25 protein-coding genes and 1 other RNA gene are annotated in these 26,083 nt (G+C 45.7%); 7 read left to right on the plus strand and 19 right to left on the minus strand.

Going from position 1 to position 26,083, the window contains the following annotated elements; all coding sequences use genetic code 11:
• Nucleotides 1-2: 2 nt before the first annotated feature.
• The 11 genes from murG to rsmI form a co-directional block, all read right to left on the minus strand.
• Nucleotides 3-1,070, minus strand: a complete 1,068-nt coding sequence (murG, locus tag R7Z50_RS16715) for an undecaprenyldiphospho-muramoylpentapeptide beta-N-acetylglucosaminyltransferase (protein ID WP_031781122.1) — start codon at nt 1,068-1,070, stop codon at nt 3-5.
• Nucleotides 1,057-2,253: a cell division protein FtsW gene (gene ftsW / locus R7Z50_RS16720; RefSeq protein WP_005372933.1), complete on the minus strand. Its 1,197-nt coding sequence runs from the start codon at nt 2,251-2,253 to the stop codon at nt 1,057-1,059. The genes murG and ftsW overlap by 14 nt, the downstream gene beginning before the upstream one ends.
• A gap of 18 nt (nt 2,254-2,271) precedes the next feature.
• On the minus strand, nt 2,272-3,585 hold the full coding sequence (murD, locus tag R7Z50_RS16725) for a UDP-N-acetylmuramoyl-L-alanine--D-glutamate ligase (RefSeq protein ID WP_186584466.1): 1,314 nt from the start codon (nt 3,583-3,585) through the stop codon (nt 2,272-2,274).
• A gap of 39 nt (nt 3,586-3,624) precedes the next feature.
• On the minus strand, nt 3,625-4,707 hold the full coding sequence (gene mraY, locus R7Z50_RS16730) for a phospho-N-acetylmuramoyl-pentapeptide-transferase (RefSeq protein ID WP_005372931.1): 1,083 nt from the start codon (nt 4,705-4,707) through the stop codon (nt 3,625-3,627).
• Nucleotides 4,707-6,071, minus strand: a complete 1,365-nt coding sequence (locus R7Z50_RS16735; RefSeq protein ID WP_054574276.1) for a UDP-N-acetylmuramoyl-tripeptide--D-alanyl-D-alanine ligase — start codon at nt 6,069-6,071, stop codon at nt 4,707-4,709. Before R7Z50_RS16735 ends, mraY begins: the two co-directional genes overlap by 1 nt.
• Complete coding sequence (murE, locus tag R7Z50_RS16740) at nt 6,068-7,549, minus strand: UDP-N-acetylmuramoyl-L-alanyl-D-glutamate--2,6-diaminopimelate ligase (protein WP_054578500.1); 1,482 nt, start codon at nt 7,547-7,549, stop codon at nt 6,068-6,070. Before murE ends, R7Z50_RS16735 begins: the two co-directional genes overlap by 4 nt.
• 62 nt (nt 7,550-7,611) lie before the next feature.
• On the minus strand, nt 7,612-9,405 hold the full coding sequence (locus tag R7Z50_RS16745) for a penicillin-binding transpeptidase domain-containing protein (RefSeq protein ID WP_086046525.1): 1,794 nt from the start codon (nt 9,403-9,405) through the stop codon (nt 7,612-7,614).
• Nucleotides 9,402-9,719, minus strand: a complete 318-nt coding sequence (ftsL, locus tag R7Z50_RS16750) for a cell division protein FtsL (protein WP_005372920.1) — start codon at nt 9,717-9,719, stop codon at nt 9,402-9,404. The genes R7Z50_RS16745 and ftsL overlap by 4 nt, the downstream gene beginning before the upstream one ends.
• A 5-nt stretch (nt 9,720-9,724) precedes the next feature.
• The gene (gene rsmH, locus R7Z50_RS16755) at nt 9,725-10,675 is read right to left on the minus strand and encodes a 16S rRNA (cytosine(1402)-N(4))-methyltransferase RsmH (RefSeq protein ID WP_017633610.1); all 951 of its coding nucleotides are present in this window, start codon (nt 10,673-10,675) and stop codon (nt 9,725-9,727) included.
• 175 nt (nt 10,676-10,850) lie between these two features.
• Nucleotides 10,851-11,281, minus strand: an RNA gene (gene rnpB, locus R7Z50_RS16760) — RNase P RNA component class A.
• A 167-nt stretch (nt 11,282-11,448) separates the two neighbouring features.
• Nucleotides 11,449-12,312 carry a 16S rRNA (cytidine(1402)-2'-O)-methyltransferase gene (gene rsmI, locus R7Z50_RS16765; protein ID WP_065274174.1) on the minus strand — a complete coding sequence of 288 codons (864 nt, stop codon included), beginning with the start codon at nt 12,310-12,312 and terminating at the stop codon, nt 11,449-11,451.
• Nucleotides 12,313-12,380: 68 nt separating this feature from the next.
• Between rsmI and R7Z50_RS16770 the strand changes: the two genes are divergently transcribed.
• From R7Z50_RS16770 to R7Z50_RS16785, 4 genes are read left to right on the plus strand one after another with little or no spacing between them, the layout of a single operon-like run.
• Complete coding sequence (locus tag R7Z50_RS16770; protein WP_005372905.1) at nt 12,381-14,192, plus strand: penicillin-binding protein activator; 1,812 nt, start codon at nt 12,381-12,383, stop codon at nt 14,190-14,192.
• Complete coding sequence (locus R7Z50_RS16775; protein WP_005372903.1) at nt 14,179-14,547, plus strand: YraN family protein; 369 nt, start codon at nt 14,179-14,181, stop codon at nt 14,545-14,547. The genes R7Z50_RS16770 and R7Z50_RS16775 overlap by 14 nt, the downstream gene beginning before the upstream one ends.
• A 3-nt stretch (nt 14,548-14,550) precedes the next feature.
• Nucleotides 14,551-15,141, plus strand: a complete 591-nt coding sequence (locus tag R7Z50_RS16780) for a phosphoheptose isomerase (RefSeq protein ID WP_005372901.1) — start codon at nt 14,551-14,553, stop codon at nt 15,139-15,141.
• A 21-nt stretch (nt 15,142-15,162) separates the two neighbouring features.
• Nucleotides 15,163-15,831, plus strand: coding sequence for a BON domain-containing protein (locus tag R7Z50_RS16785; protein ID WP_025768401.1), 669 nt, complete (start codon nt 15,163-15,165; stop codon nt 15,829-15,831).
• Between the two features lie 71 nt (nt 15,832-15,902).
• Here the strand turns inward: R7Z50_RS16785 and sspB are convergent, their stop codons facing one another.
• The 8 genes from sspB to zapE all read right to left on the minus strand — a co-directional run bounded on the left by sspB (nt 15,903) and on the right by zapE (nt 22,613).
• Nucleotides 15,903-16,388 (minus strand): ClpXP protease specificity-enhancing factor, encoded by a 486-nt coding sequence (gene sspB, locus R7Z50_RS16790; RefSeq protein ID WP_005387408.1) that lies wholly within the window; start codon nt 16,386-16,388, stop codon nt 15,903-15,905.
• A 17-nt stretch (nt 16,389-16,405) separates the two neighbouring features.
• Complete coding sequence (gene sspA, locus R7Z50_RS16795) at nt 16,406-17,041, minus strand: stringent starvation protein SspA (protein WP_005372897.1); 636 nt, start codon at nt 17,039-17,041, stop codon at nt 16,406-16,408.
• Between the two features lie 96 nt (nt 17,042-17,137).
• Nucleotides 17,138-17,875, minus strand: a complete 738-nt coding sequence (locus R7Z50_RS16800; RefSeq protein WP_005372881.1) for a cytochrome c1 — start codon at nt 17,873-17,875, stop codon at nt 17,138-17,140.
• The gene (locus tag R7Z50_RS16805) at nt 17,872-19,137 is read right to left on the minus strand and encodes a cytochrome b (RefSeq protein ID WP_005372880.1); all 1,266 of its coding nucleotides are present in this window, start codon (nt 19,135-19,137) and stop codon (nt 17,872-17,874) included. Before R7Z50_RS16805 ends, R7Z50_RS16800 begins: the two co-directional genes overlap by 4 nt.
• Complete coding sequence (gene petA, locus R7Z50_RS16810) at nt 19,137-19,727, minus strand: ubiquinol-cytochrome c reductase iron-sulfur subunit (RefSeq protein ID WP_005372877.1); 591 nt, start codon at nt 19,725-19,727, stop codon at nt 19,137-19,139. The genes R7Z50_RS16805 and petA overlap by 1 nt, the downstream gene beginning before the upstream one ends.
• 694 nt (nt 19,728-20,421) lie before the next feature.
• Nucleotides 20,422-20,814 carry a 30S ribosomal protein S9 gene (rpsI, locus tag R7Z50_RS16815; protein ID WP_005372876.1) on the minus strand — a complete coding sequence of 131 codons (393 nt, stop codon included), beginning with the start codon at nt 20,812-20,814 and terminating at the stop codon, nt 20,422-20,424.
• A gap of 15 nt (nt 20,815-20,829) precedes the next feature.
• The gene (gene rplM, locus R7Z50_RS16820) at nt 20,830-21,258 is read right to left on the minus strand and encodes a 50S ribosomal protein L13 (protein ID WP_005372872.1); all 429 of its coding nucleotides are present in this window, start codon (nt 21,256-21,258) and stop codon (nt 20,830-20,832) included.
• 251 nt (nt 21,259-21,509) lie between these two features.
• Entirely contained in the window at nt 21,510-22,613 is a 1,104-nt protein-coding gene (gene zapE / locus R7Z50_RS16825; RefSeq protein WP_005387411.1) for a cell division protein ZapE, read from the minus strand.
• 195 nt (nt 22,614-22,808) lie between these two features.
• Between zapE and zapG the strand changes: the two genes are divergently transcribed.
• The 3 genes from zapG (at nt 22,809) to degS (ending at nt 26,075) form a co-directional block, all read left to right on the plus strand.
• Nucleotides 22,809-23,252, plus strand: a complete 444-nt coding sequence (zapG, locus tag R7Z50_RS16830) for a Z-ring associated protein ZapG (protein WP_005379861.1) — start codon at nt 22,809-22,811, stop codon at nt 23,250-23,252.
• Nucleotides 23,253-23,452: 200 nt separating this feature from the next.
• Nucleotides 23,453-24,820: a Do family serine endopeptidase gene (locus tag R7Z50_RS16835; protein ID WP_025768400.1), complete on the plus strand. Its 1,368-nt coding sequence runs from the start codon at nt 23,453-23,455 to the stop codon at nt 24,818-24,820.
• A 190-nt stretch (nt 24,821-25,010) separates the two neighbouring features.
• Complete coding sequence (gene degS / locus R7Z50_RS16840; protein ID WP_017633606.1) at nt 25,011-26,075, plus strand: outer membrane-stress sensor serine endopeptidase DegS; 1,065 nt, start codon at nt 25,011-25,013, stop codon at nt 26,073-26,075.
• The last annotated feature ends 8 nt before the right edge of the window (nt 26,076-26,083 follow it).

Genomic DNA, 26,083 nt, shown 5'->3' on the forward strand with positions numbered 1-26,083 from the left:
GGTTAACGCTTTTCGGTCAAAGCGACAATGGCTTGTGCGACAACTCGGTCAGCATTCAATTTTGCAGCGCCACGCGCTTGCTCAGCCATTGTAAGTAAAGCTTGGCGATCCAATTGTTGGATCTGCAGAGTCAGAGACTCAACGGTTAAATCTGGTTGTTCAATCATTTTCGCCGCGCCGCAATCCACCAAGTGGTCTGCATTAAGTGCTTGCTGGCGGTCTTTGTGCATGAATGGAACAAAAATAGCGCCTACACCTGCCGCCGAGACTTCAGATACGGTTAACGCTCCAGAGCGACAAACTAAAAGGTCAGCCCATGCGTAAGCTTCTGCAACGTCATCAATGAATTCCATTACTTCTGCATTTACCACACCATTAGCTTGGTATGCTGCATTCACTTCTTCGGCGGCACCTTTACCCGCTTGATGACGAATACAGTAATCTTCGCCCAATTTCGACATCACTTCTGGCAGAGTTTGGTTAAGAATACGTGCGCCTTGGCTGCCACCCATCACCAAAATGCGAATTGGACCTTGGCGCTCTTGCATGCGCTCAGTTGGCGCTGCTAATTGAGTCACGTCTTCACGAACTGGGTTCCCAACCACTTCGGCATTTGGAAAAGCGCCTGGGAAAGCCTGAAAAACCTTCTTAGCGATTTTCGATAACCATTGGTTCGTTAAACCTGCTACTGCATTTTGTTCATGCAGAACAACAGGAATACCACTCATCCAAGCAGCAATACCACCCGGGCCGCTAACATAACCGCCCATACCAAGCACTGCGTCTGGCTGCCAGCGTTTCATGTGAGCACGAGCCTGCATAATGGCATTGATAATTTGAAATGGTGCTGCAAGAAGACGTTTAACGCCTTGACCTCGTAACCCTTTCACTTTGATAAAGTCGATTTCAATGCCATGTTTTGGCACCAAATCCGCTTCCATTCGATCCGCCGTACCTAACCAACGGATCTCCCAACCTTGTTCTTGAAGCTGTTTTGCTACCGCCAAACCTGGGAATACGTGACCGCCAGTACCACCAGCCATCACCATCAAACGTTTATTTTGTTTCATTAGCTTGTTGTTCTGATTGTTGTTGCTCGCGTTTCAAGCGGCATTCGTAATCGATACGCAGTAGTATGGACACTGCGACGGACATAATTATTAGACTAGAACCACCATAACTGATGAGTGGAAGTGTTAAACCTTTAGTTGGAACAATACCGGCGGCAGCTCCAACATTAACCAAGGTTTGAAACGCAAACCAAATACCAATTCCGAAAGCCAGATAACCTCCGAACATTTCGCCTTCTTCAAATGCACGCTTGCCGATGTAAACCGCTTTTAGCACCAAGCTAAAAATCAGCATTAAGACCAGCACTACGCCTACGAAACCAAGCTCTTCAGCAAGTACGGCAAACACAAAGTCGGTATGCGCTTCCGGTAGATATTCCAGTTTTTGAATTGAATTACCGAGACCTTGTCCGAACCATTCACCACGACCAAACGCCATCAAAGACTGAGTCAACTGATAGCCACTGCCAAATGGATCTTCCCACGGGTCAAGGAAGGAGGTTACTCGTCGCATACGGTATGGCTCGACGAGAATCAAACCTACCACAGCGCCGATACCTGCCACCATCAAGGCGAGAAACTGGGTTAGTTTTGCACCTGCGATAAAAAGCATGCCAAACAGCGTGACCAGCATCACGACGACCGTCCCCAAGTCTGGCTGACCAAGTAGTAATACTGCGAAGAAGGCAAACACCATGATTGGCTTCATAAAGCCACCAAAGAACGTTTGTCGTACTTCGTCTTGCTTTCGAACTAAGTAACCAGACATGAAGATAAACAGCGATAGCTTCGCGACTTCCGCTGGCTGAAGGTTAAACAGCCCAAGGGGAATCCAACGAGACGCACCATTAACCGACTTACCCGCCAAGAGCACGATGATCAACAGTGCGAAAGAAGCCCAAAGTAAGTAATGGCTCTTCTTAAACCACTCTTGCAAAGGCACTTGCAAAATAACAGCGGAGGTCCCTAACGCCAGCACGAGAAACGTCGCATGACGAAACATAAAGTGGAACGGCTGTTCCGTTAATCGAGAGCTGATTGGAAATGATGCAGAGGTTACCATGACCAAACCAGTCAACATCAAACCCAGTGCAATCCACACTAACTGGCGATCAAACATCGCCTCTGGGGCTGGATGCTTGAGCCAATTGCCAATACTGCGTTTAACGTTACCTAAACCCACGAAGTGTGTAACCTTTAATTATGCATATTTCTGAGCAAGAGCAGCGAAAGCATCACCTCTTGCCATAAAGTTGTCGAATTGATCAAAGCTAGCACATGCAGGAGACAGCATCACCATATCACCTGGTTTTAACTGCGAAGATACTTGTTGAATCACATCTTCCATAGTGTCGAAACGTATTGCAGATTCATGCAGTGGCATAAATTCATCGCCATCAGCGCCAAAGCAACACAGTTGCAAGTTAAGCGTCGCGAAGATCGGTTTTAATGGCGAGAAGTCAGCACCTTTGCCAACACCACCAACGAGTAAGTAGAGCTTGCCTGTCGATTCCAAACCAGATAGCGCAGCCATAGTGCTGGCAATATTAGTTGCTTTAGAGTCATTCACCCATTTGACGCCTTGATTATCCGCAACCACCTGGCATCGGTGTGTCAGTCCCGTGTAATTTTTAAGTGCATTCAATGCTTTGTGATAGTTTACGTCCGCAGCTTTTAATAGCGCTAAAGCAACCAGAGCGTTAGATAAGTTGTGCTTACCAACCAACTTAATCTCATCACTTGCGACAACTCGTTGACCGTGATCGAGCAGCCAAGTACGGTTGCCATCCACCTCGAGACCAAAGTCCTGATTGTCGCTGCCAAATGTCACCAATGGCATCTCTGCGTCTGGGAAGGTGTCTTGATCATCACGGTTCACGACCGCAAGAGCAGCATGGTTAAAAATACGCAACTTGGCTTGTCGATAGTCAGACATGCCTTGATAACGATCCATATGATCTTCAGAAAGATTCAGAAACGCAGCGGCTTTGAGCTTTAAGCTTGACGTCGTTTCTAACTGGAAGCTCGAGAGTTCGAGTACATATAGGTCTGCGTCTTGTTCTAACAAGTCCAGAGCAGGCACACCGATGTTACCACCAACGCCAACATCCAAACCTGCAGCCTTAGCCATCACACCTGTGAGGTCGGTTACTGTGCTCTTACCGTTTGAGCCCGTAATCGCAATCACCGGTTTCTGCACCGCCCAAGCGAATAACTCGATATCACCTACTACTGCCGTACCTTTTGCTAATACGGCTTGGATCTCTGGTGTCGCTAGCGCAATACCAGGGTTGGTCACGATAAGATCCGCGTCAGAAAGCCAGTCCGTATTCCAACCACCACTATGCAGTTGAACACTTTCCGGCAAGCGCTCTGCACCTGGAGGGTTTACACGAGTATCAATGACTTTGACCACAAGTTGTGGCTGATTTTTTCTTAGGTGTTTAACGACAGAGAGCCCGGTAATACCGAGCCCTACGACGACAACACTATGTATGTTTTGCCAACGTTCCATATTTGATCACACTGTAAATCTTATTCTTGGAAAGTGCGATTAACGCACTTTCAATGTCGCAAGACCAATCAGAACAAGAACCATAGAAATAATCCAGAAGCGCACGATTACACGAGGTTCTGGCCAACCTTTCAATTCGTAGTGGTGGTGAATTGGTGCCATACGGAAAATGCGCTGACCACGTAATTTGTAAGAACCTACCTGTAGGATGACTGATAGCGTTTCCATCACAAATACGCCACCCATGATCACCAACACCAACTCTTGACGAACTAGAACAGCAATGGTGCCCAATGCCCCGCCAAGCGCTAGTGAACCTACATCGCCCATGAACACTTGTGCTGGGTAAGTGTTAAACCACAAGAAACCAAGGCCTGCACCTACGATTGCTGTACATACGACAACTAACTCAGAAGCATGTGGTAAGTATGGTATATGAAGGTATTCAGAGAAGTTAACGTTACCGGTCGCCCATGCAATAACCGCGAAGCCTGCTGCAACAAGAACCGTTGGCATGATTGCCAAACCGTCTAGACCATCAGTCAGGTTAACCGCGTTACTTGTACCTACAATGACAAAGTAAGTCAGAATGATATACATCAAACCAAGCTGCGGCATGATGTCTTTAAAGAATGGCACCACTAGCTGAGTTGCTGCTGTGTCTTTACCGTAAGCATACAATGCGAAAGCGACGACAAACGCGATCAACGACTGCCAGAAGTACTTCCAACGCGCGATCAAGCCATCGGTATTTTTGCGTACCACTTTACGATAATCATCAACAAATCCGACCGCACCGTAGCCAAGTAAGACTGTCAGCACCGCCCATACGTAAGGGTTGGATAAGTCTGTCCATAGCAAAATCGTGATTGAGATGGCCGCTAAGATCATGATACCGCCCATTGTTGGGGTACCACGCTTACTAAAGTGAGATTCAGGACCTTCGTTACGCACTACCTGACCAATTTGCAGCATTTGCAAACGCTTGATCATGATTGGTCCCATCCATAATGACAGACCTAGAGCGGTTAATACGCTTAGGATTGCTCGAAAAGACAAGTATTCAAACAATCGGAAAAAAGACAGGTATGGCTGTAGCAGCTCGGCAAGCCAAATAATCATTAATAATACTCCTTCAAAGCAGCAGCGACTTCAAACATACGTGCACCGTTCGCTCCTTTCACCAATATCGTATGGTTTTCAGGAACGGCTTGGTCTAGATGCTGCTTGATGTATTCAATCATCTCTTGGTGCGTCTCAAAATGAATGCCTTGGCAAAGATCACTGATCACCTTGGCGTCTGCACCATATGTGAGAACATGTTCAAATTTTTGTGGGGCAGCATGTTCCCCGACTTGACGATGAAGTGCAAGACTTTCCTCGCCCAATTCCGCCATATTACCTAAAATCAGCCAGCGTTGACCTGGGAAAGCGGCCAATAAATCAACTGCCGCTTTCATGGCTGGCACGCTCGCGTTGTAGCTGTCGTCAATCAATTTTATCTTTTCGCTCAGCGCTTCAACCTCGACGCGACCTTTCACTTTGTTCAAATGTTTAAGGCCAGCGCGAACCTCTTCTAATGTGGCGCCCATTTGTAACGCAATAATAGAAGCAGCGATCGCATTCGCAACGTTGTGTTGACCTATAATACCCAGAGACAGTTCAATTTCTTGTGAGCTTGCTGCGATATGTAAGTCAAAGCTTGCTTCACCTGCGGCGTTCAATACGATGTTAGAAGCGAAGAAGTCTGCATCAGTATTACTTTGTGAAAAAGTAATGACTTTCTTATCTGCTAACACTTCATCCCACTTGGCTTCACCATTGCTGTCTAGGTTAACAATCGCAATACCACCAGCTGAAAGGCCTTGGTAGATTTCACCTTTGGCTTGTTTCACGCCATCGATAGAACCAAAGCCTTCAAGGTGAGCGGCTGCTACATTGTTCACTAACGCGATATCTGGTTTTACTAACTGAGTCGTGTAAGCAATTTCACCTATATGGTTAGCACCAAGCTCAATCACGGCATAATCATCATCCTGCTGTGAGCGTAATAATGTCAACGGAACACCAATATCATTATTGAAGTTACCCGCCGTGAATAGCACTTTGCCTTTCAATTGCAGGATACTCGCAACCATTTCTTTTACGGTCGTTTTACCGCAACTTCCGGTGATGGCAACGGTAGGTGTTTGGCATGCTTGATGCACCCAAGAAGCAAACTCACCCAATGCAAGTTTGGTATCCGACACCACAATTTGCGGCACATTCACATCTAAGCGTTTTTCCACGAGTAAAGCACCGGCACCTGCATCTACCGCTTGTTGGCAAAAGTTGTGCGCATCAAAGCGCTCCCCTACTAACGCCACAAATAGAGCCCCACGCTCAATCGCTCGTGTATCAGTAGAAACCGCGTCGATAAGTAGATCGTCGCCGAATCGCTCGCCACGAGTGATGTCTGCAATTTGAGATAACGTTACTTTGATCATGAGGTCAATCCTAAAAGTTGCATTGCGGACTCGCGGTCGGAGTAATGAATCGTTTCGCCATTACGAATCTGATAATCTTCATGACCCTTCCCAGCTAACAAGATAATGTCGTTTGGCGAAGCATTTTCAATGGCATAAGACAGTGCTTTGAAGCGGTCATGCTGAACAATCGCTTCAGCAGGTTTTGACAGCCCAGCTAACATGTCTTTCACAATCTGAACCGGGTCTTCGCTGCGTGGGTTATCGTCAGTCAACACCACTCTGTCGCCTAGACGCTCTGCAATTTCCGCCATCATTGGGCGCTTACCTGCATCGCGATCGCCACCGCAGCCAAAAATAGCCCACAGCTGGCCTTCACAATGAACTCGTAAAGCTTGCAGCGCTTTTTCTAAAGCATCAGGAGTATGGGCATAATCGACCACGACTTTGGCACGATCCTCAGTTTGGAATAACTCCATTCGGCCGAGTACAGGTTGCAGTTGACCTGCGGTTTCGAGTAACGCTTGTTTCTCTTTACCTAAGCTTAATAAGGTCGCAAAAGCGAGCATTAAGTTGGTTGCATTAAACTCACCAATCAATGGCGCGTGCAATTCACCTGAGCCAAATTTACCATCGAACTTAATAGTAATCCCTGACTCCGCGTAACTGACTTCCGTCGCCCAAATTGCGCTTTCAAATTCAGTGTTCGGTTTGAGCGAAACAGCGACCGCATTACTTAACTGCGACGCCCATTGATGACCTACTTCATCATCAACATTGATAATGGCACGTTCACATTGGTGTTGCGTGAACAACCCAAGCTTTGCATTGGCATACTCTTCCATCGTGCCATGGTAATCAAGATGGTCACGACTTAAGTTAGTAAACACGCCCGCCGCAAATGATAATGCTTTGACACGACCTTGCGTCAGGCCATGGGAAGATACTTCTAGCGCGGTGTATGTGGCTTGTTGATTTGCGAGAGAGGAGAGCGTTTTCTGAATTTCAACGGCATTCCCCGTTGTATTCGCAGCTTGTTGCAAGTTATTGAGGAAGCCATTTCCTGTTGTTCCCATTACCGCCGCTTTATGGTCAAGCAGTTCTAGCCATTGCGCTATTAACTGGGTAATGGTGGTTTTGCCGTTGGTGCCGGTGACACCAATCAAATCCATATCAGGGTAAGCATAAAGCTTTCCAGCAATTGCGGATAAACGTTGGTCCAACCTATCAATGTAAATGACGGGAACATCATCAATGATTTCCACCGTACCATGTGTTTTGACATCGCAGGCTTGCGCCAGGGCTGCATTTGCACCTTGCTCAATTGCAGAGGCAATGAATTTACGCCCATCCACAACATGGCCAATCACTGCTACAAACGTGGTTCCAGGTTGAACTCTTCGGCTGTCGAGCTCCAATTCAGAAACAAGAACGGACGATAAGCTAGGGCAATCCACCCAAGGGGAAAGCAGCACGTCCATACTGATGGCTTTAGTCATATTTGTTCTCCGAGCTTTGGCTCAGGTTTTCTTAATTTTGTTTGCTCAGTAAACCACAGGGCTTACTGTTGGAATTTGTTTTCGTCAGGTGCAACATTGAGTATTTGTAGCGCGCCTTTCATGATTTCAGAGAAGACAGGAGACGCTACCGAACCACCATAGTAGTCATCGCCTTGAGGCTCATTTACGATCACTACTAAAGCAATTCGCGGATCGCTAACCGGAGCAAGCCCAGCCGTGTAGGTGATGTACTCGTCGCTGTACCCACCGGCAGAAGCTTTACGTGATGTACCCGTTTTCGCTCCTACTCGATAACCAGGAACTGCCGCTCTGCGAGCCGAGCCCCCTTTTTGAGTTACGGTTTCCAACATGTCTAATACTTGACGCGCATACTTCGCACTCACCACTTGACGTGACATGTCATGATCATTGCTTTCAATAATATGAATAGGCTCGTATTTGCCAAGGTTTCCAAGCGTCGCATAAGCATGGGCTAGCTGGATTGGTGTAATTGATAGACCGTAACCAAACGCAATCGTGGCGCGTTCAATTGGCGACCAACGAGTTCGTGTAGGAAAAATACCCGTCACTTCCCCAACTAGGTTTAGGCCAGAAAGCTCACCAAAACCCACTGAACTGTACAGCCCAAGAAGCGCCTCTACCGGCATTTGCATTGCTAGCTTCGTCACACCGATATTACTCGACTTTTTAAGGATCGTGGTCAAGCTCGCTTTGCCTACGCGAGAGACATCTCTGACTCGACTACCACCTAAACGTAGGACACCATTACCGGTATCTACGATGGTATCTTTATCGGCTATCCCATTTTCTAAGGCGGCTAAAATAACGAAAGGCTTAATGGTCGAACCAGGCTCCATTGAGTCCGTGATCACTCGGTTACGCATTTGATAGCTTTGCCAATCGCTACGATTGTTAGGGTTGTAAGAAGGAGCATTAACCATGGCCAATACGGCGCCCGTTTTTACATCCAACATGACAACGGAACCTGAAGTGGCGCGGTGGTCCGCAACGGCTTGCTTAATCGCACGATACGCGATCGCCTGTAGGCGCTGATCGATGGTTAACTGAAGTGATTTACCTTCTTGCTTGTCTTGCCAAGCAATGTTTTCCACAACACGACCATAACGGTCTTTACGAATAGTTTTCTTACCCGCCGCGCCAGTGAGCCACTCATCGTAGCTACGCTCCACACCTTCTAGGCCATGCCCGTCAATGCCTGTTACACCGACTAAATGAGCACTAACCTCACCTGCAGGATAATAACGACGAGATTCCGACTTAAGGCCAACACCTGGCAGCTTTAGCTCACGAATATAGTTCGCCATGGCCGGACTGACCTGGCGCTGCAAGTAGATAAAGCGGCGTTTTTCATTGCGCTTGATTTTGTCTATTAACCCTTGTCGGTCAATACCAAGAACATCCGCTAATGCATGCCAACTTTTGGTCTGGCTTAACGCGTTTTCTTTAAATATCGTGGCAGGATCTGCCCAAACCGCCTCAACCGGTACACTGACAGCAAGCGGCTCACCATTTCGATCCGAAATAATACCGCGAGCAGAAGGAATGGATTTAACACGAACCGAACGTAGGTCACCTTGTTTAATCAGGTTATCTGGCTCAATGATTTGGATGTAGGCTACGCGTGCCACCAAAAGGGCAAATGCACAAAAAACAAAAAACAGTAATAGATGGAAGCGCCAACGAATCAAGAAAGATTCTTCGACCGCCACTTTCACTGCTTTGTTATCGGTTTTCTTATCCCCCGTAGCCGCTTTCTCTTTTGCTACAGGTTTACGCTTATTGGCTTGTTTCGTGTTGGATTTTTTTCTAATCATTTGAGCGTGACAACCACTTCTTTATCGCCATCAGGTCGTTTCATTTCAAGTTCTTTTTTGGCAAGGTCTTGAACACGACTGTGTTCCGCGAGGGCAGTTTCTTCCAACATTAAGTTACGCCATTCGCTATCTAATCGTTCTCGTTCAACCAACGTATGGTCTTTCTCGGTAATCGCTTGACGCGCATGGTGGGTAGCAAATACCACTCCCATTGCCGATGCCACGATCAATAGCAACAACAGTAATGGCCAGCGACCAACAGTGAGGAGATCTGTTGCAATCAACTTAGCAAGATTAGGAGTGGATTTCGTCATAATAATTAAAGCTTTTCCGCAATTCTTAACACAGAGCTGCGCGAGCGAGGGTTCATTTCAATTTCTTGTTTGCTTGGTTTAATCGCTTTGCTCACCGCTTTCATATTCGCACTACCAAGAGCACGAATTTGCTCTTCCGTCATTGGAATACCGTGTGGCACTTCAGGCCCTTTGCTCTCTTTACGGATAAAACGTTTGACCATACGGTCTTCCAGAGAGTGGAAGCTAATCACAGATAAACGGCCTTCAGGAGCAAGAATGCTCGCCGCGCCTTTAAGTGCCGTATCAATTTCTTCTAACTCACTGTTGATGTAAATACGAAAAGCCTGGAAAGCACGAGTCGCAGGGTGTTTTTTCTCTTTAAAACTTTTCGGTGCGGCATCTGAAATCAATTTTGCCAGCTGACCAGTGCGAACCATTGGCTCATTTTCTTCATCTTCACGGTAGGCAACAATCGCTTTTGCAATACGGCGCGCATGTTTATCTTCCCCGAACTCGCGAATGACCCAAGTGATATCATCGAGGTCTGCTTCCATCAACCATTGAGATACTGGAATACCTGATGTCGGGTCCATACGCATATCTAGCGGACCATCTTTCATAAAGCTAAAGCCACGCTCTGCGTCGTCTAACTGAGGAGAAGAAACGCCTAAATCCAGAAGAACACCATCCACTTTTCCAACTAGCCCATACTCTTCAGCATACTCAGCAATACCAGAAAATGGACCATGAATAATGGTGAAGCGAGGGTCATTGATTTTGCCTGCCTCAGCGATCGCTTGAGGGTCACGGTCGATACTGTACAGTCGGCCATTTTCACCGAGTTTAGATAGAATTGTCCGGCTGTGACCGCCACGGCCAAATGTTCCATCAATATAGACGCCGTCTGGTTTGATAGCTAAGCCATCAATGGATTCATTTAATAACACGGAAATATGTTGGAAGGTTTCGGTCATAGCTTTCTCGTTGAATGATCTTGAAGCGATTCTTTAGTGTACTGATTTCCTACATCATCGCCACCACAAGTCTAAAGTTAGACGTGATTTACGCCAAGTTTATTGGTAATGACATAGTTTGCGTCAATTAAATGCAAAAAACCCATCACTACCGAAGTAGAGATGGGTCTCGAATAGGTGGAGCCGACACATAAGCCGGGTTCTGTTCCGCTTGCACGGCGGTAGCCATTCGTCTAGGCCAGCAATCACTCACTGGCTCGAGCAACCTACCCGCCTCCTTACGCGAGCAACGCAATGTGGAGGCCTATTTGGTCTTGCTTCAGGTGGAGTTTACCCTGCTACGAACTATTGCTAGTCGTCCGGTGCGCTCTTACCGCACCCTTTCACCCTTACCTGTACCCTTACGGGCCATCGGCGGTCTTCTCTCTGCTGCACTTGTCGTAGGCTTGCGCCCCCCAGGCGTTACCTGGCACCTTGCTCTATGAAGCCCGGACTTTCCTCCCCTTTGTCAGTCTCCCGAAGGACGTCAACGTCAGTCTCCCAAAGGGACTTCGACGTCAGTCTCCCGAAGGACATCAACAAAGCAGCGACTACCCAGTCAGCTCCGAGGGCGGATTGTATAGAGTTCTCACTTCAGAGTCTAGTTAGATCACAGATATGATGAAATGAATGCACTAAGTGATGACTTTTTAGTCAACGTGCCAAAAATAGATAATAAAAAGGCCGATGCCTAAACATCAGCCCTCATTGACCATTTATCTCGCTAGCGGCACTTAGTCTAAGTTTTCTAAGCCCCATTTATATAGCGCATTCTTCTTCAAGTTATGTATTTCTGCCACCAAAGCAGCTGCTTTTTTCAAAGGCAGCTCTTTGGTCAAAATCCCTAACGTGCGTAAAGCCTCTTCAGGTAGTGAGTCGTCTGTTGTTTCACGATGGCCATGTACCAACAATACCATTTCACCACGCTGTTGGTTATCGTCACTTTTCACCCATTCAATCAGCTCACCTAACGGCATGCCTTGAATGGTTTCAAAGGTTTTTGTTAGCTCTCTTGCCAACACAACTTCTCTATCTGGGCCAAGAACGTCTAACATGTCTTGTAGAGAGTCTAAAATACGGTGCGGTGACTCGTAAAAAATACACGTACGCTCTACCGAAGCAATCTCTAGGAATTTATCCTTACGACCTTTGCTTTTCGGTGGTAAAAAACCTTCGAAGCTAAAGCGATCCGATGGCAAGCCAGAGGCACTTAACGCCGTAATGACCGCACAAGCACCTGGAAGAGGCACAACTCTAACGCCCGCTTGACGACATTTTGTCACCAAATGGTATCCTGGGTCGCTGATAAGTGGCGTACCAGCGTCAGAAACTAATGCGATAGACTGACCGGAAAGCAGCTTTTCTACCAAAACTTGTGCTTTTTGCTGCTCATTGTGGTCATGTAGAGCAAAAGTTTTGGTTTGAATATTGAAGTGAGACAGTAATTTGCCCGTATGTCGAGTATCCTCAGCGGCAACGATGTCCACAGTCGACAGAATTTCGATAGCACGTTGGGTGATATCCGCTAAATTTCCGATTGGAGTCGGTACGATATAGAGAGTTGGCCCCTCATTCGGCAACTTATTTTTATCTGTCATTTGTTTACCATCACTTCAACGATTAATATAGAGACAATTTTGTACAAAATTATAGAGAACTCACGGCAATGATTAACCATAAGAGACTCAGTGTACCACGCATACTTACTCCTGTTGCACTAGCAATTACGCTCGCCGCCTGTTCTTCAGGTCCAAGACAGCCTGATGGCGTTGATGTAACACTTGAGCCTACTCAGTCTGTTCAGAACTATATGATCCAAGCTGATAGCACGGAAGGCAGTTTACAAAATGACTGGTTGATCATGGCAACCAAAGCCGCGATTCAAGCAAACCAGTTTGATCAAGCAGAAATGTTGATCAAGCGCCTAGCTCGTCAACAGTTAACCGAAGTTCAGCAAGCAGAGTGGCAACTAGCGCGTGCGACCATACAGCAAAAACAGGGTAATTACTCTCAATTGCTGCAATTGTTGAATTTTAAACCTTGGTGGAAGTTGCCAAATGAGCAATGGAAAGACTACTACTTGATGCGTGCCGACGCTTATCAAGGTCTTAACCAAGCGTTTGAGGCAAACCGCCAACTGGTTGCATTTGGCCAATATGCATCGTCCGCGGAGCAGAGAGAGATTTCTAGCCGTATTTGGATGAACTTTGGCAGCTACTCCGAGTACGAACTGACCTCATTAGAAACAGAGCCAAATGAAGATGTTTTGGATGGTTGGCTACAACTCGCTATTTATGCGAAAACGCTGTCGGGCAACTTATCCCAACTAAAAAATACCCTCGAACGCTGGTTAAACGAGAACCCATCGCATCCAGCCGCTATCTACACACCAGAAGAGATTCAAAACATTCTCTCTCTAGACATAGTTAAACCAAACAACACCGCTTTGTTACTGCCGCTTACTGGTAAATTCTCGCCACAAGCGCAATTAATTCGTGATGGTTTTGTGTTTGCGATGATGAATGATCGTAACCGTGATCCAAGCGCTACCCTCACGGTAATAGACACTAATGCGTATAACGCCGACCAAATTAAACAACGTTTGATCAATGAAAACATCGATTTTGTTGTTGGTCCTCTAGAAAAAGAGAACGTTGAGCTATTGCACACAACCATGGATGGCTCAGAAAATGGTCCTACGATTCCAGCCCTTGCGCTAAATATTCCCGAAGATGTGCAACCAGATAGCAATATTTGCTACTTGGCATTATCACCAGAACAAGAAGCCGCACAGGCAGCGAAACACTTGTTCAGCGAAGGCTATAACTTCCCTCTGATTCTGGCACCAAAGGGCAGCTTTGGTGAGCGCGTAACTGAAGCATTCAACAAAGAATGGCGCAAGTACAGCTCTAATAAAGTCGCAGCAAGTTATTTTGGCGACAAGCGCCAACTTCAAAAAGACATCAATGAAGTATTTGGCCTACAAGAAAGCAAACAACGTATTGCTCAGATGCAATCACTAATGCGTATCAAGCTTGAAACACAGCCACGTAGCCGTCGTGATGTCGATGCGGTTTATATTGTTGCTAGAAGCACGGAACTGACTTTGATCAAGCCGTTTATTGAGGTAGCGATTAACCCAGACGCCAAAGCGCCACAAATTTTCTCTAGCTCGCGTAGCAACAGTGGCGGCGCGACTTACGAAGATCTAACAGGCATCATCTACAGCGATATCCCATTACTGATTGACCCAGACCCTAGCGTGACCGCTGAAATGAACGAGCTGTGGTCAGAGCAATCTAACATGGAAAAACGTTTGAAAGCACTGGGTATGGATGCGTATAAATTGATTGGGGAGCTGCCACAAATGAAGGTCGTTCCGGGCTACTCAGTTGGCGGCCAAACCGGTATTTTAAGTATCGACAATAATTGTGTTGTACAGCGTGAGCTAAGCTGGGCTGAGCGTGGGGCTCTTTAGCAAGCGCCAAATCGGAAATCAATATGAAGCTCTGGCGAAGCAATATTTACAACGCCAGGGCTTAAACTTTATTGAACAAAATTTTCTGACTAAGGTCGGTGAGATTGATTTAATCTTCCAACAAGGTGAAACTATTGTGTTTGTTGAAGTCAAATACCGTAAGAACAATCACTTTGGCTCGGCAGCAGAAATGGTGACGCACGCTAAAATGCGCAAGCTAGTCAAAACAGCACAAGTTTGGCTTAGCCAACAAAAGCGCTTAAAACACAATATCGATTATCGATTTGATGTCATCGCCATTCATGATAATGGGCGAGATATCAACTGGATAGAAAACGCAATCTCTGAAGGATAAGCGATGCTAGACAGCATTAAAGACAGCTTTACAGAAAGTATTCAAATTCAAATCGCAGCAGCAGAGGCGCTGCCTGATGCCATTACTCATGCAGCTCAAGCGATGGTGTCGAGCCTGCTTAATGGCAATAAAATTTTATGTTGTGGTAATGGCGGCAGTGCTTCAAACGCTCAACAATTTGTTTCTTGTCTTTTAAACCGTTTTGAAACTGAGCGCCCTAGCCTACCAGCAATGGCCTTAACCGCCGATAATACCACCCTAACCGCAGTGGCCAACGATTACCACTACCAGGAAATCTTCTCAAAACAGGTACGAGCGTTTGGTCAACCAGGCGACATTTTGCTTGCCATGTCGACTAGCGGTAACAGTAAAAATATTATCAAAGCGATGGAAGCAGCCGTAACTCGAGACATGACGATTATCGCGCTAACAGGAAAAGATGGCGGAGAGATGGCAGGACTGCTCGGTGAGAACGACGTCGAAATTCGTATTCCATCACACCGCACTGCACGTATTCACGAAGTACATATGGTAACACTCCATTGCCTTTGTGATCTTATTGACCAAGTGCTTTTCCCTGCTCACGAAGAGTAACCAAGACTGAGAGTCAGAATTATGATACGTAGCCTTGTTATCTTATTAACAGCATTGAGTTTAAGTGGTTGCGCAGGTTTGTTTATCGCAGGTGCAGCAACCACAGCGAATATTGTCACGGACACACGCACGACAAAACAAATCTGGCAGGACAATAACATCGAATTCGAAGTTGCGGCGATCGGCAATAAAGCACCGTTTAAAGGTGAAGTTCGTGTCGTTGCCAGTTCATATAATGGGACTGTAGTCCTTATGGGACAAGCTCCGACACAAGACCTTATCCTTGCTTTAGAGCGAAGGGCTCGAGAAGTTAGTGGTGTAAAAGTCATACACAATCAAATCAAACAAAAAGAGCCACTCACTGTTACCCAGATTAGCAATGACAGCTGGATCACAACCAAAGTAAAGTCAGCTTTGCTTACTGATTCTGAGCTTAATGGTGTTAAGGTTAAAGTGATCACCGAAGATGGCGACGTTTTTCTGTTTGGTTATGTCACGCCAGAGCAAGGCGATCGAGCGACAGAAATCGCACGTAATATCTCAGGCGTAAAACAAGTCATTAAAGGGTTCCAATACGGCGAAATGGAGCCTGTTGAAGTGGACTTACCGAGTGACGGTGTACAAACAATAGAAAGTGAGGCAAGCACAGAAAATGAAGAGAACGTCGAAGTCTTTACGATTAGTGAGTAATTTCCAAAGTCTGGCTTGAAATCATCTTCAACAAGTTAAAAAGAAAAAAGCAGCGTAACGCTGCTTTTTTATTATTTAATCACTCTTAAGCTTGGTTTGCCTTTTGGTCGAGGAGCGTCGTCCTCTTCGGCATCTGAATCAGAAACTAACTCAGAAGGCTCATCGCTAACCGTTGTGAACGATGGGGATGATTCTTCCTCGGTCATCGCTTCTTCTTCGATGTGAGTGTACGCTTCTTCTGGTTCAAACATAGTACCAGCACCATTCTCACGTGCATAAATAGCTTGAACAGCATACACAGGCACGATCACTGAGTGCGGACGACCGCTAAAGCGAGCATGGAAGGTAATCGCATCATTACCTAACTCAAGATTACCCACTGCACGTGGCGCAATATTCAAAATAATTTGACCATCTTGAATAAATTCAACCGGGACACGCACCCCTGGCATTGTTGCATCCACAACCAAGTGAGGAGTCAAGTCATTGTCTACTAACCAGTCGTAAAATGCGCGAAGCATATACGGGCGGCGAGCAGTCATTTTTGCAATATCCATAACGTGTTTTAAATCGCTTAGCGAACTAGGCGCATTTCACGTTCAGCTTCAGTCAAAGAAGCAAGGAACGAATCACGTTCAAATACGCGGTTCATGTATACCTTGATTTCTTTTGAACCAGGGCCAACAAGATCGATACCAAGTTGAGGCAAACGCCACAATAGTGGAGCTAGGTAACAATCGATCAAGCTGAATTCTTCGCTCATGAAGTACTCATATTCAGCAAAAATTGGCGCTAACGTCAGAAGATCATTACGCAGCTTTGTGCGTGCTTTTTCTGATTCTTCCGCATTACCTTTCATCACTTTTTCAGCGAGTGAATACCAGTTGCGTTCGATACGGTACATCATCAAGCGGCTGTTGCCACGAGCAACAGGGTAAACCGGCATTAGAGGTGGATGAGGGAAACGCTCGTCCAAGTACTCCATGATGATTTTTGAATCGTAAAGAGCTAGCTCACGGTCAACAAGAGTTGGCACTGATTTATATGGGTTTAGCTCAACAAGCTCAGCAGGAAGGTTTGCTTCGTCAACAAGCTCAACTTCAACACTTACGCCTTTTTCAGCTAGTACAATGCGAACCTGATGGCTATACAAATCTGATGCACTTGAGAAAAGAGTCATCACAGAACGTTTATTGGCAGCTACAGCCATGGAGCCCTCCAGTACACTTACAAATAAAAACAATGGAGGCTAAGCCTCCATTGTACATCAATTAAAATTGGGAATTAGCACGGTATTTTAGCACAATTAATGCACATCGCGCCAATACTCTTTCTTGAGCATCACAACAACGATGGTTAGAAGCACTAAGAAGCCCATTACCCACCAGCCTAAAGCATGACGCTCAAGCTGCACTGGGTCACCTGAATAAACTAAGAAGTTAACGAGATCGCCAACCGCTTTGTCATATTCGCCTTCACTCAGCTCACCCGTGCCATCGGTTTCAGTACCAACAACAACTTGTACTTCTTCGCCATCTACGATTTTCGTATCGTAAATCGGCGTCGGGATGCCCTGTAGCTCTTCAAGTACATGCGGCATACCAACACTCGGGAATACGATGTTGTTCACGCCGAATGGACGAGATGGATCAACATAGAAAGAGCGTAAGTAAGTGTATAACCAATCAGCACCACGAACTCGTGCAACCAACGTAAGATCTGGTGGTGGAGCACCAAACCAGTTTGCCGCTTGCTTCGGTGGCATAGCATTGACCATTAGATCACCGATTTTCGCTTCAGGATTGAAAATCAGGTTTTCTTTCATTAAGTCTGTTGGAATTTCCAAGTCTGTTGCTACACGCTCGTAACGCTGGTATTGCGTAGAGTGACAAGCAAAACAGTAGTTCATGAACAACTTCGCGCCGTTTTGTAGCGAAGCTTTATCCGTAAGGTCAACATTCGCTTTATCCAGCGGAACATTGGCCCCAGCTGCCATCGCTAGTGATGGCAACATAGCAAATAGAATTACAATCCACTTCTTCATTTGAATGTCACCCTCTCTGGTAATGGTTTGGTTGCTTCATTTTTGCTGTAGAAGAACAGCAACACAAAGAACATGAAGTAACACAAGCTAAAGATCTGAGATAGTAGTGTGTACGTTGGTGTAGCAGGTAACGCACCTAAAATACCCAGAGCGATAAAGGCGATAGTGAACTGTACAATATTCAATAAATGAAGTTTGCTACGGTAACGGTATGAACGAACTTTACAACGATCCAACCAAGGTAGAACAAACAGCACTGCAATTGACGCGCCCATTAGGATAACACCTAATAGTTTGTCTGGAACCGCGCGTAAGATTGCGTAGAACGGCGTGAAGTACCATACCGGAGCAATATGCTCTGGTGTCTTCAGTGGGTTTGCAGCTTCAAAGTTAGGCGGCTCAAGGAAGTACCCACCCATCTCTGGGTTAAAGAACAGCACGTAACAGAAGAAGAACAAGAAACCAGCGACACCGACCAAGTCCTTAACCGTGCCGTACGGATGGAAAGGAATCGAATCAATGATGTCATATTTCTTCGTGTAGTAATCGTGGAACTTGAATTGCGTTTTGTAATCGTCGCCCATTGAGCCTTTTGGCAGCTTAGTTTCGATACCATCCGGGTTGTTTGAGCCTACTTCGTGCAGCGCCAATACGTGCAGAACAACAAGAAGAAGCAAAACGATAGGCAGTGCAATAACGTGTAGTGCGAAGAAACGGTTTAGCGTTGCACCAGAGATGATGTAGTCACCACGAATCCAAAGTGTTAGGTCATCACCGATAACAGGAATAGCACCAAACAGGGAAATGATTACCTGCGCACCCCAGTATGACATCTGACCCCATGGAAGTAGGTAACCCATGAACGCTTCAGCCATGAGAACTAGGAAGATCAACATACCGAAGATCCACAACAGTTCACGAGGTTTTTGGTATGAACCGTAGATCAAACCACGGAACATGTGAAGATACACAACAACGAAAAACGCTGACGCGCCAGTGGAATGCATGTAACGCAGAAGCCAACCGTACTCTACATCACGCATAATGTATTCGATAGACGCAAATGCACCGTCACCTGAAGGAACATAGTTCATCGTTAGCCAAATACCCGTTAGGATTTGGTTAACAAGAACCAGCATCGCCAGAGAACCGAAAAGGTACCAAAAGTTGAAGTTCTTAGGCATTGGGTATTCAGACAAATGCTTTTTATAAGCATTCATTGCAGGAATACGCTTTTCAACCCAATCTAACATTGCTTGCATTATGCATCTCCCTCATCAACACCCACAATGAGCTTGGTATCGCTCAAATACATGTGCTTAGGAACGACAAGGTTCAACGGAGCAGGTACTCCTTGGAACACTCGACCAGCCATGTCGAACTTAGAACCATGACAAGGACAGAAGAAGCCAGATCTTACGCCCTGCACCTGCTCTGAGAAAGAGTCAGGTAGATAGGTTGGTGAACAACCTAAGTGGGTACAGAAACCAACTGCGACGAAAAACTCTTCCTTAATCGAACGAAACTCATTCTGAGCGTACTCAGGCTGCTGCTCCATTTCAGATTGTGGATCGCGAAGCTTATCACCGATCGATTTTAAGTTATCCAGAACGCTTTGAGTGCGGCGAACAATCCATACAGGTTTTCCCTGCCACTCAACACGAACCAGCTGACCTGGTTCAATTTTACTTATATCCACTTCAACCGGTGCGCCCGCCGCTTTGGCTTTAGCACTCGGATTCCATGATTTGATAAAAGGCACGGCGACGGCGACTGCCCCTAACCCACCAACAACTGCCGTTGTAGCGGTTAGAAAACGCCTGCGACCGTTATTTAAAGGCGCGTTGCTCATCCAAACATTCTCCCATTTGCTCCCTTTGGATCGTTATTATTCCGCTTATAAGAGCATGGCTAACAAATAATGAATTTAGTTCTATTTATTGGAGGGAAATGATAAAGAAAACCCTACTTTTTGACAAGATAAAGCTACCTTTTTGTAACATTTGTGAGGCAAATCGCTCGCGTCGTCACAAAAGCGGCAGAATTATAAAAAATTGATGTGATTTGTAACAAGAAAGCACCACATAGAAGCCCCGCTGAAAGCGGATAAAACCTTTTATCTTGGTAGTTTTCAGTTAATTACACAGAGAAATATTTCGTATTACGCGTTCAGCTTACTGTGTTTATATTTTCAATTTTGTAGCACGCAGAATGCTCAAAAAGGAACGTAAGTCATTTTAAAACATGTTACAGGAAGAATAAGATACAAAGACATTCTTGTTGATGAATACATCTATGCTGCATCGCAAGAGAAAGCGTGGTGAGTCGCGGTTAAATAAGGCACACATATAAAACGGCACTGGCAACCTTTCGACGAAGAGGACGAATAAGAAGGTCTGCTCGGAGTGTGATGATAAGTGAAGGCTGTTCGTTGCTTGAAGACAAGTATGATGTCTTTAAATACAAAAAAGCCCGGCATAGAGCCGAGCTTTTGGTACACAGTTTCCAGAGTAACTCTGAAAAGCATAATTCCCGATAAGAGGAAATTAACGCTTAGAGAACTGTGGACGACGACGTGCTTTACGTAGACCAACTTTCTTACGTTCAACGCAACGAGCGTCACGAGTAACGTAGCCAGCTGCGCGTAGAGCAGGACGTAGAGACTCATCGTATTCCATAAGCGCGCGAGTGATACCGTGACGGATAGCACCAGCTTGACCAGAAATACCGCCGCCTTTAACTGTTACGTAAAGGTCTAGCTTTTCAGTTAGTTCAACTAGCTCTAGAGGTTGTTGTACAACCATACGTGCTGTTGGACGACCGAAGTATTCGTCAAGGTTACGCTTGTTTACTACAATGTTACCGCTGCCTGGTTTAATGAAAACACGTGCAGCTGAGCTTTTGCGACGGCCAGTGCCGTAGTATTGATTCTCTGCCATTTTCGAAATCCCCAATTAGATGTCTAGTACTTGTGGTTGTTGAGCAACATGGTTGTGCTCAGCGCCCGCGTAAACTTTTAGCTTACGGTACATAGCACGGCCTAGAGGACCACGTGGAAGCATGCCTTTAACTGCAAGCTCAAGAGCCATCTCAGGTTTACGATCGATCAACTTTTCAAAAGTGATAGATTTTAGACCACCTGGGAATTCAGAGTGACGGTAGTACACTTTGTTCTTAGCTTTGTTACCAGTTACAGCAACTTTCTCAGCGTTGATAACGATGATGTAATCACCAGTGTCAACGTGAGGAGTGTATTCAGCTTTATGTTTGCCACGTAGGCGAGATGCAATTTCACTTGCTAGACGGCCAAGAGTTTTACCTTCAGCGTCTACAACGTACCAGTCGCGTTTTACAGTTTCTGGTTTAGCAACGAAAGTTTTCATGCTAACAATAACCCGTTAATTAAATTTTAAACTTTAAAGGAACACCCAATAGTGCTCCCACACTGTCTAAGAGCCCAGTCATCACCCCTTCGAGTCGTTGGTACTCTCGACCTTCAATTTCGAAATAACTTCGATAATCAGGTCTGCAGTAACGGTGGGTCGCAGGATTATAGAGAAGAGCGAAGAAAAAATCACCTTTTTTTGCGCCAAATCACTAATTTTTTCTTCACTTTTTTAAGAACCCATTGGATCTAGGCCAAATGTTCACGCGCGAGATACTCATGACTTTGCATCTCAGTAAGCCGAGACAAACAGCGCTTAAATTCGAACTCTAACTGCCCATCAGTATATAAGTCGGCCATTGGCACTTCAGCAGAAATAATCAACTTAACATTGCGCTCGTAAAACTCATCGACCAGCGCGATAAAGCGTCTCGCCGCATCATCGATTTTTCGGTTCATTTGTTGAACATCTGCCAGTAATACCGTGTGGTAAATACGAGACAATTCAATGTAGTCATTTTGACTGCGAGCAGTTTGACACAACTGAGCAAACGACGCATGCAGCACCCCGTCGCTTGCTTCAATCACCGCTAGTTGACGGTGGTTAACTTCGATTTGATGAGCAACAAACTGACGCTCTCCAGTCAGCTGCTGATAATATTTGTTAAGGTTTATGCTAGCCTGCTCATCAAGCGGGTAATGGTATATTTCAGCCTGTTCTAACGTTCTTAAGCGATAATCAACGCCACTATCGACATTCAACACTTCACAACGCGCCAAAATCATATCGATCGCGGGCAAAAAGCGCGCTCTTTGCAAACCGTTACGATATAAGTTCTGCGGCTCAATGTTTGAAGTCGCGACTAGGATCATCTGCCGCTTGAACATTTCTTGAAGTAGCGTTGCAAGGATCATCGCATCAGTAATGTCGGAAACAAAAAATTCATCAAAGCAAACCACATCGGCTTCTTCTTTAAATTTATCCGCCACTTTTGATAGCGGATTTTCGACATCACCTAACAGCTTCAACTCATCATGTACTCGATACATAAATCGATGGAAGTGGACGCGCATTTTTCTTTGGGTCGGTAAAGCATCAAAAAATGCATCCATAAGGTAGGTTTTACCGCGACCTACGCCCCCCCAAAAGTAAAGGCCTTTTGGTGGTTCAGGCTTGTCGATTTTTTTCCCCATTAGCTTTTGCCATTTGGAAAGCTGAGGCACAGGCGCTGACTGAAATTCAACGATAGCATGGTAAAGCTTGTCTAATGCAACGACCGCTTGATACTGAGCTTCATCACGCTGAAACCCGTGTTCTGCTATGTCTTTTTGATATTGTTGTAGTGGTGTCATCGTATTAAGTCGTATAGAGGTATAGAGAAAAGGGTTACCTCGGGGTCAACTTTGAGAATAGAGAGAAGTAGTTATCAGTCCCCGAAGACATACTGCTATTTTTCTTTATCGGCTGTTCAAGCCATAGTAACATGGACGAGCACCGCGTGTAACTAAGTAGTAAAAGACTTGTTAAAACAACTATAAGGAGCAGTTATGCCTTGGATTTATGCCATTGTGGGTTTGCTGGTCGGTACAATCGTAGGCGTAGTCATTAGTAGACTAACCACCCCTGAATACAAAAAACAAAAGTCTGTGCAGAAAGAACTTGAAGCGGCCAAGTTTGAATTAGAGCAACAACGTCAAGAGCTCGTCGATCACTTTGCACAAACCGCAGAAATGTTGGACACCCTAGGTAAAGATTACACCAAGCTATACCAACATATGGCCAAGACCTCTTCTGAGCTTTTGCCAAACTTACCAGAACAAGACAACCCGTTTGATAAGAAAACGGCAATGTCGTCTGAAACCATTGCAGAAGATCAACCAGAGTTTAACGAACAACCAAAAGACTACGCTAATGGCGCCACCGGTCTTTTGAAGGATCAAGAGAAAGAAATCATTAATGCTCCCGAAGCGGTAACCGCAAAAGCATCATAATCCTCTCTTACTTCTATCTAGGGCCGATACATTTGTATCGGCCCTTTTTTGAACTTTTTCACCTCACCTTCGCTCTAACTTGGGTGTGCACTGCCTCCCCTTTTGATTGTCCGAACTAGACCCTATATTAGTTATTAACAAAGTGAACTAACCGTTCGGATATTTCTTTTTGGCAGACATGTTTCAAGAGGAGTTATTGGATGAAAAAACCACTGCTTGCGCTCACCGTTCTATCTCTGAGTTTGGGTTCGATTATTGCCCCAGTTCAAGCCACTGCCGCATTACCTTTGAATGTGGATGGCCAACAGTTACCTAGCTTGGCACCAATGCTTGAGAAGGTGACCCCAGCTGTTGTGAGTATTGCTGTAGAAGGTAAACAAGTACAAACCAGCCGCATTCCCGAGCAATTTCAATTTTTCTTTGGCCCAGACTTTCCTATGGAACAAAGGCGAGAGCGCCCGTTCAGAGGTTTAGGGTCTGGTGTCATTATTGATGCGAAGAAAGGCCATATTGTCACTAACTACCACGTGATCAAGGGGGCAGATGAGATTCGAGTTCGCCTCTTTGACGGGCGCGAGTATGACGCTACGCTCGTTGGCGGTGATGAAATGGCCGATGTTGCGTTACTTAAATTAGAGAAAGCGAAAAACTTAACGCAGATTAAAGTCGCGGATTCCGACAAACTGCGTGTCGGTGACTTTACGGTTGCGATTGGTAACCCATTTGGACTCGGTCAAACTGTGACTTCGGGTATTGTTTCAGCCCTTGGTCGTAGTGGCTTAAACGTTGAAAACTTCGAAAACTTCATCCAAACCGATGCCGCAATTAACAGCGGTAACTCTGGTGGTGCATTGGTCAACCTTAATGGTGAGCTGATCGGTATTAATACTGCGATTTTAGGCCCTAACGGCGGTAATGTGGGTATTGGCTTTGCGATTCCATCAAACATGATGAAAAACCTCACTGATCAAATTCTAGAGTTTGGTGAAGTCAAACGCGGCATGTTGGGTGTGCAAGGTGGCGAAGTAACCTCTGAGCTAGCTGATGCATTGGGTTACGAGTCAAGTAAAGGGGCCTTTATTGGTCAAGTCGTACCGGACAGCGCAGCCGATAAAGCAGGGTTAAAAGCCGGTGACGTAATTGTATCGGTGAACGGCAAAGCGATTAATACTTTCTCAGAGCTCCGCGCAAAAGTGGCAACACTGGGCGCAGGTAAAGAAATCACATTAGGTGTGGTTCGAGATGGTAAGAATAAAACCTTTGATGTAACGCTTGGCGAATCTACGAATATGAAAGCTAAAGCGGAGACATTACATGAGGGACTCAAAGGTGCGGAGTTAAGCAATACAACACCAAGTGATGTAATCCAAGGTGTTAAAGTATCGAGCGTTGCAGATAACTCTCCAGCGGCTCAATATCAATTACAACAAGGTGACATTATTATCGGTGTGAACCGTCAACGAGTGAAAAACCTTGCCGAGCTTCGTACAATCGTAGAGAAACACAAAGGTGTACTGGCTCTTAATATTCAACGTGGTGAACGTACTATTTATCTTGTCATTCGTTAACCACTTTCAACGTGATAGGAAATAAGGTTTTCGATGCATAGTACTGAGTGATAAGGCTCGATCACTTTTCCTTATCGCTCAATAACTAATGAAAAGGGCAGCGCGATGACGTACTGCCCTTTTGTTATTTTTCAATGTAATGCTATTCTTCATCTTCGATGCCATTTTGGCGCTCACGCATGGAGAGGATATGCTCAGCTTTTTATTACGTTCTGTCTTTTTAGGCTTGGCTACTGCCGCAGTGGTATTACTGGCGGTTCCATCTTTGCGCAACAACGTAATTCCTGCCGCGCTTGATCCTCAACCTGTTAATATCGCATCAGTCGAGTTGACGTTTAATCAAGCGGTCCGAAGAGCAGCGCCTGCAGTGGTAAACATCTACAGCCGTAAGTATGTTGAGAATGATCGCAGTAAACTCTCGACTCAAGGTCTGGGGTCAGGTGTCATTGTTAGTGAGAAAGGCTACATCATTACTAACTATCATGTGGTTGCTCAAGCTGATCAAATTGTTGTGGCATTACAAGACGGCAGAGCCGCAGCGGCTCAGCTCGTAGGGACAGATAAACGTACTGATATAGCCGTGCTGCGTGTCGAAGGTTCGAATTTGCCCGTAATCCCTCTGAACTCTAATTACAAACCACAAGTGGGCGATGTAGTACTAGCCATCGGTAACCCATACAACCTTGGACAAACCACAACGTTCGGCATTATTTCTGCCACAGGTCGTTCATCTATTAGCGATGGTCGTCAAGCATTCATTCAAACCGATGCCGCCATCAATGAAGGTAACTCTGGTGGAGCCCTAGTGAACACACAAGGCGAGCTCGTCGGCATTAACACCGCCTCTTTTCAGCAAGCGACAGACTTAGAAACTTACGGTATTTCTTTTGCGATCCCTGCGCCGCTAGCCAGTAAGATCATGCAGAAAATCATCGCTGATGGCCGCGTGATTCGTGGTTATATTGGAATCGACGGCCAAGACATTAATGCGGTCACTGCTCGCCTGCTTGGAAATGAACACATAGGTGGTATTGTCGTACTTGGTATTGATCCAAATGGTCCAGCCAATGCGGCAGGCTTCCAAAAGCAGGACATCATTATCAGTATTGATGGCAATAAAGTGCAAGGGCGTCAGAGCGTTATGGATATCGTCACCGATTTACGTCCTGGCACCACCGTGGACGTCGGTATCATTCGCAAAGGAAAAGAGATGACCTTGAAAGTCACCATTGCCGAAGACAAGCAAGAAGCATAAAAAATCCC

It is taken from the genome of Vibrio sp. 1249-1 (genome assembly GCF_033340495.1).